The sequence below is a fragment of the uncultured Rossellomorea sp. genome (assembly GCF_947488365.1).
Classification (GTDB): domain Bacteria; phylum Bacillota; class Bacilli; order Bacillales; family Bacillaceae_B; genus Rossellomorea.
This window is the reverse complement of record NZ_CANKZT010000002.1, coordinates 515,111-527,150: the sequence shown is the minus strand read 5'-3', so window position 1 is coordinate 527,150 and position 12,040 is coordinate 515,111. Positions and strand designations below refer to the sequence as shown.

The following is a 12,040-nucleotide window of genomic DNA, read 5'->3' as shown; positions in this document are numbered from 1 at the left end:
AAATTCCCCCTAGTTAGTTGCTTTCAAGTGCTCTCTTTAAAACAGCCATTCTGATGTAAACTCCATTTTCCATCTGCTTAAAGATTCTTGATTGATCACATTCCACCAATGAATCTGCAATTTCAACCCCACGGTTGACCGGTGCCGGATGAAGAATGATACCGGTTGGTTTCATTCGTGCTTTTCGACTTTCCGTCAAGCCAAAGCTTTCATGGTATTCCTCTTTCGTTAAACTTGATGTACTATCGTGTCGCTCATGTTGAATTCTCAGTAACATGACCACATCGGAATCTGCTATACAATTATCTATCGGCCTATATTGATGTCGGTCCTGTGATGGGAACCATTCCTTTGGTCCAGAGAACATGACTTCGGCTCCCAGCTTTGTTAACGCTTCTGCATTGGATCGTGCCACCCGGCTGTGGGCAATGTCTCCAATGATCGATACCTTCAGTCCTGCAAATCCTCCAAATTCCTGTCGTATGGTCAACAGGTCCAAAAGGCATTGAGTTGGATGATTACCACATCCATCGCCTCCGTTGATGACGCTTATGTTAAGTGGTGCAAGTTCATCGAAATATCGTTCAAGTGAGTGCCGGATTACAACGGTTTCGACCCCGATGCTTTCTAATGTTTTCACCGTGTCATACAAGCTTTCTCCCTTTTGTACACTTGAAGTCTGTGCTTCAAATGGAATGACCTCGAGCCCAAGTTTCCTTTCCGCCATTTCAAAACTGCATTTCGTCCGGGTACTTGCCTCGAAAAAAAGATTGGCTACATATTTATTGGAGCCTTCCTTCCATGTTTCCCCCTCTTTAAAGTGTTCAGCTGCATCTAATATTTCAATGATTTCCTCTTTTGATAAGTCATTCATTGTCAACAAGTTCTTCATCATGGGACAACCCTTTCTTCTCTTCTTTCAAAAAAACACCCTGCCAATTTTCTGACAGGGTGTTTTTGAACATGCCAACAGGGACCGTGCGAAAAATCCCACGTGCCTGTCTTGTTCAAATTCACCCTTCTTAGACTCTCTGGACCATGTTAAAAGGTGCTTCTATGCAACATCATGCTTAGCATTTTCTTCTTCGAATAAGTTGTTTTCTCCTTCGCTTTCTTCTCTGCCTGGTAAGACAAGATTAAGGAGAACTCCGACAATCGCTGCTAGAGCCATTCCTGATAAGGATACCTGCTCATTGACCTTCACGAATGCCCCTCCTACCCCGATTACCAGGATCACTGAGGAAATCACCAGGTTTCTCTTGTTTCCTAAGTCTACTTTGTTATCAATCAGCATGCGCAGTCCGCTAGAGGCGATGATTCCGAACAGAAGGATGGATACTCCGCCCATGACGGCTGATGGTATCGATCCAATCAAGGCTGTTATCTTACCGACAAATCCGAACATGATGGCAAGGACTGCGGCTCCTCCAATTACGAATACGCTGAACACTCGTGTTATGGCTAATACTCCAATATTTTCACCATACGTTGTATTAGGTGGTCCACCGAGGAAGGATGCAATCACAGTTGCTACCCCATCCCCAAGAATGGAACGGTGAAGACCTGGTTTCTCAATGAAGTTTCTTCCTACTACTTTACTTAGAACCATCTGGTCTCCTGTATGCTCTGCCAAAGTTACGAGGGCAACAGGTACCATTATGGACACGATTTCCCAAGAGAAGCTTGGCGTGTAGTCAACAAATGGCATGAAGAAGTCCGGCATTTGAAAAAGCGGTGCATCGATTACTTGTTGGAAATTTACTAACCCTGCAAAAACCGCGATGACATATCCACCAATGATTCCAGCTAAAATCGGTACCATTCCAAGAAACCCTTTGAAGTAAATCGAGCAAATCACGGTAATGGCCAGAGTCGCAAGTGCCACCATAAAGTGTGTGTTACTGTAAACCAATTCTTCTGCTCCAGGATTTTCATACATGGCCATATTTACGGCCGTTCCTGCCAGGCCTAATCCGATAACCATAATCACTGGTCCTACAACAATCGGTGGAAGAATTCTCACCAGCCATTTCAACCCCAGTTTAGATATCAGTAATGCAACAATTCCGTAAACAATCCCGGCGAGAAAGCTTCCCATCATGGCAGCCTCCGGTCCTCCAAAGCTCTTTGCAGCTAAGATAGGTGCAATGAAAGCAAAGGATGATCCTAAGTAAGCAGGAATTCTGCCCCTTGTAATGAAGAGGTAAGCAAGTGTTCCTAAACCACTTGAGATAAGGGCGACTCCCGGGCTTAACCCTACCAGGAATGGAACTAATACCGTTGCTCCAAACATGGCGAATAAATGCTGTATACTTAAAGTGATCCATTTTCCTAACTTCGGTACTTCTTCTACATCTAATACAACTTGTTGGTTTTGACTCATTTATTTTTCCTCCTCTAATACCCAAATTCCCCAATAAAAAACCCTCTTTGTCCAAAAGAGGGCACAAAGAGGGTACAAGAAGGTCTATTATTACCTTCATTCCCATCCTTTGTCAGCCTCACGGGACCACTCTTAAAAGGACTTCCGTTATTCTTTTTCGTGTATTGCGACGATATCTTCCTGATCGACCTCTGTTAAGGCAACCATAATTTTTTCGGAGCTGGATGTAGGAATGTTTTTTCCAACAAAGTCTGCTCGTATCGGTAATTCTCTATGTCCACGATCGACCAGTACTGCAAGTTGGATTTGACTTGGTCGTCCAAGATCCATCAATGCGTCCAAGCCTGCCCTGACCGTTCTTCCTGTAAATAATACATCGTCTACCAGGATGACTTTCTTGTTGGTAATATCAACAGGCAGGTCAGAACCTTTCACCTCGGGTTCATGATCTTCTGTTTTCTTAGTTAAGTCATCTCGGTATAGGGTTATGTCTATTTCCCCTACGGGAATCTTTTCGCCTTCAATATCATGGATTCGCTCCGCTAATCGGTTAGCGATGTAGATGCCTCTTGTTTTGATTCCAACAAGAACACAGTCCTCAATTCCTTTGTTGCGTTCAATGATTTCATGAGCTATCCTTGTCAGAGCTCTTCGAATGGCGGGTTGATCCAATACCGTTGCTTTCTTTGTCACTTTCGCCACCTCGTTTCTTTAAAATAAAAAATCCCTCTCACCGTAGGGATGAGAGGGCACACTTATCGTTGTAATCTGATTGCACGCCAAAACGATTTGGTCGTACATGCTCCTTCTCAGCCTCACGGGACCGTATTAAAGGTTACTTATTCAATTAACTAAATCATAAAGGTCGAGTCGGAATTTGTCAACGATTATTTTCAAGATGCTTCACAAGTTTAGTGAACTCTAAAGGTAACTCCGAGTGAAATTCCATATATTCTTCTGTTCTGGGATGAACAAACCCTAAAACCCCTGCGTGAAGAGCTTGTCCCTCTATGCTCAGTGTTTTCCTTGGTCCATACTTAGGATCCCCGGCAAGGGGGAAGCCGATATACTTCATATGCACACGGATTTGATGCGTTCTCCCAGTTTCCAATTCACATTCAACTAATGTAAAATCTTTATAACGATCAAGCACTCTGAAATGAGTAACTGCTTGTTTGCCGTTATCCACTACAGCCATACTCTGACGATCTTTAGGGTCTCTTCCGATTGGAGCATCAATGGTGCCGTATTCGTGGGGAATAAGACCATGTACGATGGCTGTATATTTTCTTGTAACGGACTTTTCTACAAGCTGATTTACCAAATGCTCGTGGGCCATGTCATTTTTCGCCACCATCAGTAAGCCGGAAGTGTCTTTATCTATACGGTGGACGATCCCCGGTCTTAGAACTCCATTAATGCCTGATAGATCCTTACAATGATACATCAATCCGTTCACCATTGTACCTGAATAATGCCCAGGTGCAGGGTGAACGACCATTCCCTTCGGCTTATTTACAACGATGACATCCCCATCTTCATATGCAATGTCAAGGTTAAGATCTTCCGGCTCTACATCCAGCTCTTCCGGTTGAGGGATTGAAACCGTGATGACTGCATCTAGAGGACATTTAAAGTTGGGTTTAACTGCATCACCATTCACTTGAATATGCCCTTCCTTTATCCATTGTTGAACCTGTGAACGGGACCATTCCTTATTCAACTGACTTACGACTTTATCAATTCGTTCTCCCTGGTCTTCCTGCTGTATGTTGTGCTGAATTACTTCCATTTTTGTTCTCCTTCTTTGCTTTTCGTTCGTCTAAATACATGTAAATTAGTAACAATGCCACTCCAATGGTTAATGCTGCATCTGCAATATTAAATATCGGAAAATCATAGGAAAAGATGTATGTATTTAAGAAATCAACCACTTCTTTTCGAAAGATACGGTCAATAAAGTTTCCAATAGCTCCACCAAGCATAAAGGCTAAACTTAAACTGAATAAAGAATGCCCTTTCGCATGGACTTGCATATAATACACGATACCTACAATCACTACTACTGTAATAATGTAAAAAAACCACATTTGCCCTTGAAGTATTCCCCATGCTGCACCTTGATTTCGATGAGAAGTAAGATATAAGACGTTGTCAATGATCTTTATACTTTCTCCTTCTGTCATTCGTTTCACAACCAACCATTTTGTTAATTGATCGAGTCCAATCACAACCAAAGCCAATAAATAATAATACACAAAGGTAACCTCCGAACATCGTTTAAATGATTACCTTTGCATTTTAGCATAAAAGGGAGAATAAAGACACTTAAACTAAGGAGAACGACGAAAACCTATAGTGTGGCTGTTAGGAATAAGATGAGATTTTTCCAAATCGTCTCCATTCCAATGCATCTTCCAGAGATGTGCATGTTGGGTTCATCTTAATGAAATCATAGGGAATTTCTTCTCCGCTCATTTCACAATAGCCATATTGATTATCTCTAAATCGATTTAACGCTTGTTTCACTTCTGTAATTTCTTCATCAATATACTGCTGAATTAAAGGATGTTGAGATTGACTTGCCTCCAGCTCTTTCAAGGATGTGGTCAGTTCTTGAACAATGGATGTGTATCGGTCATATGTCATCTTTGATCCCTCCATTTATAGTATGGGGGAAACAGACCTAAAAATTGTGTTGCAAGATATAGCAATTTTGGAATTAGAAAGGCTGTCTGGACGAAAAAAGACTGACTCACATTGAGTGTGAGTCAGCCTTTTTAAATTATGCCAGGTGTGAATAGCTTTCTTTCACTACTGATGCACATCTTGTGCAAAGAGTAGGATGATCTTTATCCTTGCCGACTGTCGGTGTGACAATCCAGCAGCGGTCACATGTTTCACCTTGCGCTTTTTCCACGACAATATTGATTTCACCAAGACTTAATGCATGTTCTGGTGCTTCGTTCACTGCTCCACCGATTTCAAATGCGGAGACGATGAATAATTGTTTTAAGTCTTCCTTAATTGAACCTAGTAAAGCTTTCGTTTCATCATTTACGTAAAGGGTCACTTTAGCCGTTAATGATTTACCAATCATCTTCTGATTACGCGCTTCTTCAAGAGCCTTTAAAACATCATCTCTTAACTCAAGGAAAGCATTCCATTTCTTCTTCAACTCATCAGCATTTCTTACCTCTTGCACTTCAGGCATATCTGTTAGTTGAACACTCTCTCCCTCTACTCCAGGGATATGAGCCCACACTTCATCAGCTGTATGAGACAGGATTGGAGACATCAGTTTCGTAAGCGCAATCAGGGATTCATATAACACAGTTTGAATGGCTCGACGCTCTTCATGATTTTCTGACTCGATATATAGAACATCCTTCGCAAAATCTAAATAGAATGAACTTAAATCAAGCGTACAAAAATTATTTACAGCGTGATAGATGCTTGCAAATTCATATTTGTCGTATGAATTTCTCACATTTTTCACAAGATCATTAAGCTTTACAAGCATGAATTGATCCACTTCTCTTAATTGATCGAAGGATACCGCATTGGTACTTGGATCAAAGTCGGAAAGATTTCCCAATAAGAAACGGTACGTATTACGGATTTTACGATACACTTCAGCCACTTGCTTCAAGATTGGATCCGATACACGTACATCTGCTTGATAATCAACCGATGCAACCCACAGACGAAGGATATCGGCTCCAAGCTGCTTCATCACTTTTTCAGGAACGACTACGTTCCCTAATGATTTACTCATTTTTCTTCCGTCACCATCAAGAGCAAATCCATGACTTAACACGCCTTTATATGGAGCTTTACCCGTCACTGCTACACTTGTAGTCAAAGAAGAGTTAAACCATCCGCGATATTGGTCAGATCCCTCTAAATAAAGGTCTGCAGGACGCTTGAGGTCATCTCTTTCTTCAAGCACCGCTTGATGTGAGGAACCTGAATCAAACCAGACGTCCATGATATCCTGTTCTTTTGTGAACTTCCCATTCGGACTTCCTTCATGGCTGAATCCTTCAGGTAGAAGATCCTTCGCTTCTTTTTCAAACCAGATGTTTGATCCATGTTCACGGAAGAGCTTCGATACATGGTCGATTGTTTCATCTGTAATGATTTCCTGGCCATTTTCAGCATAAAATACCGGGATAGGCACTCCCCATGCACGTTGTCTTGAAATACACCAGTCTCCACGGTCTCTAACCATATTGTAAAGGCGTGTCTCCCCCCAAGCAGGTACCCATTTCGTTTCATTGACAGCTTCCAGCAGTTCTTTACGGAATTTATCGATTGACGCAAACCATTGTGCCGTCGCTCTAAAGATAACAGGCTTTTTCGTACGCCAATCATGTGGATAGGAGTGAGTGATAAAGTTAAGCTTTAATAATGCTCCTGTTTCCTGTAGCTTTTCTGTAATCGGTTTATTGGCTTTATCGTAGAATAAACCTTCGAATCCAGGTGCTTCAGATGTCATAACGCCTTTATCGTCAACCGGGCATAACACATCCAAACCATATTTCTTTCCTACCAGGAAGTCATCTTCCCCGTGTCCTGGAGCGGTATGAACACATCCAGTACCAGAATCAGTAGTGACATGCTCCCCTAGGACAACAAGTGAATCCCGATCATATAATGGATGTTTTGCCACGATATGCTCAAGCTCTGCACCTTTAACCTTTTGGGATACAGAGTAATCTTCCCATTCCAGATTCTTCGCTACTTCTTCTAATAAATCTTCAGCTACTACATAGCTGCTTTCTTTCACATTTACTACGACATAACTTAGATCTTCGTGCACGGCAATTCCCAGGTTAGCAGGAATCGTCCAAGGTGTTGTCGTCCAGATGACTAATTGAGTCCCTTCTTCAAGAACTCCCTTTCCTTCTGTAACGGCAAAACCGACATAGATGGAAGGAGAACGCTTATCCTGATATTCAATCTCTGCTTCTGCAAGAGCGGATTCACTTGATGGAGACCAATACACTGGTTTTTTACCTTTGTAGATATAGCCTTTCTTCGCCATATCACCAAACACTTTAATCTGTTGAGCTTCATATTCAGGCTTTAATGTAATATATGGATTATCCCAATCCCCGCGCACCCCTAATTGTTTGAACTGAATGCGTTGATTGTCAACCTGCTCATATGCATATTCCTCACACAATTTACGGAACTCAGCGATAGTCATTTCTTTACGTTTCACGCCTTTGTTCGTTAACGCCTGCTCAATCGGTAAGCCATGGGTGTCCCAGCCTGGAACATACGGTGCATGAAACCCGCTCATGGATTTATAGCGAACGATAAAGTCTTTAAGGATTTTATTTAATGCATGACCCATATGAATGTTTCCATTCGCGTACGGTGGTCCATCGTGAAGAACAAATAATGGACGATCACTCGTTCTCTCCTGCACTTTTTGGTAAATATTCATTTCTTCCCATTTTTTCTGTGTATCCGGTTCGCGTTTCGGTAAATTGCCTCTCATCGGAAATTCCGTTTTGGGCATCAATAATGTATCTTTATACTCCATGAAATCTTCCTCCTAAACGTTTCTCTTAATTGCCATCTTTTCTAAAACCTGCAATTCTTAATCAGGCTATCCCTTTTAGAAACAAAAAAAAGCTTTCTCATCCCTGGAAAGGGACGAGAAAACTTTTCCCGCGGTACCACCCTCATAAAGATCGAAACCGACCTTCACTCGTTTTGATTCGTAACGTGATCAAGACGCTATTCATTACTCTTCAGAAGTGAATTTCATGAGTAGAGCTCTAGGGTGATCTTCCGTACCTTTGTTCCTTGTCGGGCTTTCACCGTCCCCGACTCGCTAGAAAGGAATGATCATAAGAAACGTACTGTCCCTGTCTTAGCCTTCATTATGGCAATTTAGATTGTTGTTCAATTATATGAAAGTATTGCTCTTTTCGTCAAGACAATGTCTCTTCTTCTTTTAAAGTTTTTAAATCTGTTGCATCCAAATCGAATTCCATTAATTGATCCCAGTCATTTGTATCAAGTAAATCAAGTTGGGCTTCAATTAACATCTTGAAACGAGTTCGGAACACCTTTGATTGCTTCTTTAGTTCTTCAATTTCAATGGCAATCTTACGGGCTTTGGATAATGATTCGTTAACGATGCGATCAGCATTCTTCTCGGCTTCCTTAATGATCAGCTTCGATTCTTTCATTGCATTACGCTTAACTTCTTCCCCTGCTTCTTGAGCAATGACGATTGACTTGTTTAATGTTTCCTCGATGCTTGTAAAATGACCTAAACGTTCATTCAAGGAGTTTAAACGTTCTTCGGTTTCTTTCTTCTCACGGATAAGAATTTCATAATCTTTAATAATTTGATCTAAAAATTCATTAACCTCATCCTCATCATAACCACGAAAGCCACGACTAAATTCTTTGTTATGTATGTCTAATGGCGTTAAAGGCATGGGAGCCACCTCCAGTACTTGGTGAATTACATATTTATTATAACTAAAATTTCGACAGTATGTGGGAGTATTCCTTTATTTTTCTTAAATTATTTCAGTATTCCGACAGAAATTCGCCATTTCTCCCGTTTTGTTCTTCCTTCAATGGACAATAACTTACTTCTTCCGTATCCTCTTGCTGAAAGTACATCGCCGGCTTCGACTTCAAAAGAGGCATTTTCGACTGTTTTCCAATTAACTTTTACATGATTACTCTTGATTAAGCTTTGAGCTTTTTGGCGGGAATCATTATAAACTGCTGCAAGAACAACATCTAACCGCAGGGAACTTACAGTAGTCACTTTTTCGAGCCATTCTTCCTTACTCACGATTCGATCCTTCAAAGGAATATCCTTCAAGGATATCTTTGCCTTCCCTATTTGTGTGAGTTCCATTCGAACGTATTCAGAAATCTCATCAGCAAGCATGAGTTGAATGGTATCGTCCACTGCTAAAATATCCCCGAATTTTTCACGTTTCAAGCCTAATGACATAAGAGACCCTAATACCTGTCTATGTTCTATTGTAACAAACTTGGACGGGTACTGTATTTCAAATAGCCTAATTCCAAAATCTTCTTCTTCAGGCTGAAAATAAGAAGGATACAATAACGCTCTCTTCCTCTCTGTATTCTCAGGATAGAATGAGAGGAGAATTTCATCGTTGTTTCCGATGATTGACTCGACAATATACTGTTGTCTCGGATCCAAAAAGTCTGTTCGTTTGGCTGAATATTGGTTTTCCACTGCCAGTTTCCATTCCAATACAGCATCCACAAACTCTTTCTCATCCGGTCTGAAATGTTGATGAATTGAAGACAAACGCTCACCTCCTCTGTGATTTACCCAAAATAAAAAAACTGAAACTGTTCAATACGTTTCAGTTCTTTAAAGGATATATGATCTCCTGCTTCTCAATTAAAGAAGCCATCTAAATAATTGGTATAACCCAGATTGTGCTAAGTTCAACACAATGAACGCCACGATTGGTGAAATATCAATCATCCCGATTGAAGGAACAAAACGTCTAAACGGTTCTAAATACGGTTCGCATATTCTTGCTAAGAACTGCCCAATCGCCGTCTCCCTTGCATTTGGAAACCAGGACATTAATATATAAATGATTAAAGCCCAGGAGTAAATTTGAATAAGGTTCGATAAAATCTCATAAAGCAACACCATAGTTTACATTACCACCTCGAATCTGATAGATCTTCCTCTTTTAAGAATTCTGAGATATTTCCACTTACTTCAACATTATCAGGCGTACAAAGAAAAATATTATCTCCAACACGCTGAATGTCGCCGCCAATCGCGTAAACAGTTCCACTTAAAAAATCGACAATGCGTTTCGCTTGATCATGCTGAATTCGCTGTAAGTTAACAAGTACAGAGCGCCGGTTTTTCAAGTGATCAGCAATCTCTTGAGCTTCGGCGTATACTCTTGGTTCAACAAGAATCATCTTAGAGGACTTTTGAACACTTTGAAGACTGACAACATTTTGTTTCGAATTTGAAGGCTGCGACTTCATGGGCTTCTTCTCCTCGTATTCTTCTTCAAACTTTTCTTCTTCATAATCATATTCATCTTCATCTAACAAAAAGAACGTTTTAAACTTCGACTTGATACCCATTTGTATTCATCCCCTCTCAGTCATTTCCAACTAATGCAGTTCCAATACGAATAAACGTAGCCCCTTCTTCGATTGCAATCATGTAATCATTGCTCATCCCCATTGATAATTCTTTACAAGGGGCGTATGGAAGGTTTAATGCTTTGATTTCTTCCTGGATTGTTTTCAACTGTTTAAAACATGTCCGTAAGAATGGTTCATCGTCCGTATGTGGAGCCATCGTCATTAATCCTACGACTTTAATATTTGTGAGGTCTTTTAAACTCCCAATAAATTCTTTTACTTCTTGAGGAGATAACCCATGTTTCGAGTCTTCTCCCGAAACATTCACTTGAACAAAACAAGACACAGGCTTGTCCGCTCTTTTATGAATTTCTTTGGCTAATGACAGACGATCCAGAGAATGTATGTATGATACTTTATCAATGATGTTTTTTACTTTTCTAGTTTGCAGAGATCCAATGAAATGCCACTGGGGTTTGTCCTGTAGAACTTCCCACTTGGAGAGCAGTCCTTCGTCACGATTTTCCCCTAAGTGAATAAGGCCGGCTTCAACCGCTTCTTCTGCCCTCTCAATTGAAACGTATTTAGTGACCGCAACAACATGTACGTCTTCAGGGTTTCTTCTACTGCTCTTACATGCATTTTCAATATTTCCTTGGATGATTCTAAATTTTTCAGATACTTTCATCTTCTTTCTCCTTCCAGCCAATAAAGCTCATGATTCTTCCTGTTTTCCCACCATCTCTTCTGTAGGAGAAAAACTCATTGTGACAGGATGAACAATAACTAGAAGTGTGGATCTGTTCAGCATTTAAACCAGTTTGTACTAAAAGCTGTTCATTCAACTTCTTTAAATTGAGGTAATATTGTCCCTCTTCCTTTAAATTATAGGGTAAGTTGTTTTCATCTTCTAGTGTTTTTTTCACTTTATCAATCACATAGTCATCAACTACATAACAATTTTCACATATGGATGGCCCGATAACAACCTCTAGAGAAGACTTGGAGGCCCCTTGTTCCATAAAAGCACCGACCATTTTGGGCCCGATTTCTAAAACTGTACCCTTCCATCCGGCATGAGCCAATCCGATAGTACCCGATTCTCTGTCCAGGAAATATAGCGGAACACAATCTGCATAGCACATGGTTAAAAGAATATTCTCATTACATGTGATAAAGCCATCGGTATCTTTAATGCTGGTATGATAGTACTCTGCGCCTTTTCCCTTGTCTACTTTTCCTACTGTATGAATATTATTTCCATGGGTTTGTTCAGCAGCTACCCATGATTCAACAGGCATAATTAAACTGGAAGCAAGTATTTGACGATTACCAATCACCGAGGATTCATCGTCTTCAACGTGCAACCCCATATTGAAAGAGTGAAATGGTCCGGTACTGACACCTCCCGACCTTGTCGTGATCCCTGCAACTAGCCTTGGATTCTCTTTCGTCCATGTATCTATAAAATAATAAGATTCTGTTTCTCTTTTAAAAGGCTCCTTCGACACGTTG

General features: G+C 40.7%; 13 protein-coding genes and 1 other annotated feature. All 13 genes read right to left on the bottom strand.

The window, feature by feature from the left end; genetic code table 11:
• Positions 1-13 precede the first annotated feature (13 nt).
• A complete protein-coding gene (locus Q1B03_RS09595; RefSeq protein WP_299741289.1) occupies positions 14-892 on the bottom strand; it encodes an aspartate carbamoyltransferase catalytic subunit in 879 nt (292 codons plus the stop codon).
• Between the two features lie 162 nt (positions 893-1,054).
• Positions 1,055-2,383 carry a solute carrier family 23 protein gene (locus Q1B03_RS09590; protein ID WP_299740725.1) on the bottom strand — a complete coding sequence of 443 codons (1,329 nt, stop codon included), beginning with the start codon at positions 2,381-2,383 and terminating at the stop codon, positions 1,055-1,057.
• Positions 2,384-2,530: 147 nt separating this feature from the next.
• Positions 2,531-3,076, bottom strand: a complete 546-nt coding sequence (gene pyrR / locus Q1B03_RS09585) for a bifunctional pyr operon transcriptional regulator/uracil phosphoribosyltransferase PyrR (RefSeq protein ID WP_044337457.1) — start codon at positions 3,074-3,076, stop codon at positions 2,531-2,533.
• A 187-nt stretch (positions 3,077-3,263) separates the two neighbouring features.
• Positions 3,264-4,175, bottom strand: coding sequence for an RluA family pseudouridine synthase (locus Q1B03_RS09580; protein ID WP_299740720.1), 912 nt, complete (start codon positions 4,173-4,175; stop codon positions 3,264-3,266).
• Positions 4,123-4,641 carry a signal peptidase II gene (gene lspA, locus Q1B03_RS09575; RefSeq protein WP_299740718.1) on the bottom strand — a complete coding sequence of 173 codons (519 nt, stop codon included), beginning with the start codon at positions 4,639-4,641 and terminating at the stop codon, positions 4,123-4,125. The genes Q1B03_RS09580 and lspA overlap by 53 nt, the downstream gene beginning before the upstream one ends.
• A gap of 109 nt (positions 4,642-4,750) precedes the next feature.
• A complete protein-coding gene (locus tag Q1B03_RS09570) occupies positions 4,751-5,032 on the bottom strand; it encodes a hypothetical protein (RefSeq protein WP_299740716.1) in 282 nt (93 codons plus the stop codon).
• Between the two features lie 136 nt (positions 5,033-5,168).
• On the bottom strand, positions 5,169-7,940 hold the full coding sequence (gene ileS / locus Q1B03_RS09565) for an isoleucine--tRNA ligase (RefSeq protein ID WP_299740714.1): 2,772 nt from the start codon (positions 7,938-7,940) through the stop codon (positions 5,169-5,171).
• Between the two features lie 106 nt (positions 7,941-8,046).
• Positions 8,047-8,284, bottom strand: a binding site (T-box leader).
• A 50-nt stretch (positions 8,285-8,334) separates the two neighbouring features.
• Positions 8,335-8,850 (bottom strand): DivIVA domain-containing protein, encoded by a 516-nt coding sequence (locus tag Q1B03_RS09560; protein ID WP_034755815.1) that lies wholly within the window; start codon positions 8,848-8,850, stop codon positions 8,335-8,337.
• 89 nt (positions 8,851-8,939) lie between these two features.
• Positions 8,940-9,710, bottom strand: a complete 771-nt coding sequence (locus Q1B03_RS09555; RefSeq protein ID WP_299740708.1) for an RNA-binding protein — start codon at positions 9,708-9,710, stop codon at positions 8,940-8,942.
• Between the two features lie 96 nt (positions 9,711-9,806).
• Complete coding sequence (locus tag Q1B03_RS09550; protein WP_299740706.1) at positions 9,807-10,070, bottom strand: YggT family protein; 264 nt, start codon at positions 10,068-10,070, stop codon at positions 9,807-9,809.
• 8 nt (positions 10,071-10,078) lie between these two features.
• The gene (locus tag Q1B03_RS09545; protein ID WP_299740704.1) at positions 10,079-10,522 is read right to left on the bottom strand and encodes a cell division protein SepF; all 444 of its coding nucleotides are present in this window, start codon (positions 10,520-10,522) and stop codon (positions 10,079-10,081) included.
• A 16-nt stretch (positions 10,523-10,538) separates the two neighbouring features.
• Positions 10,539-11,213 carry a YggS family pyridoxal phosphate-dependent enzyme gene (locus Q1B03_RS09540; protein WP_299740702.1) on the bottom strand — a complete coding sequence of 225 codons (675 nt, stop codon included), beginning with the start codon at positions 11,211-11,213 and terminating at the stop codon, positions 10,539-10,541.
• Positions 11,200-12,036: a peptidoglycan editing factor PgeF gene (gene pgeF / locus Q1B03_RS09535; RefSeq protein ID WP_299740700.1), complete on the bottom strand. Its 837-nt coding sequence runs from the start codon at positions 12,034-12,036 to the stop codon at positions 11,200-11,202. The genes Q1B03_RS09540 and pgeF overlap by 14 nt, the downstream gene beginning before the upstream one ends.
• Positions 12,037-12,040 lie beyond the last annotated feature (4 nt).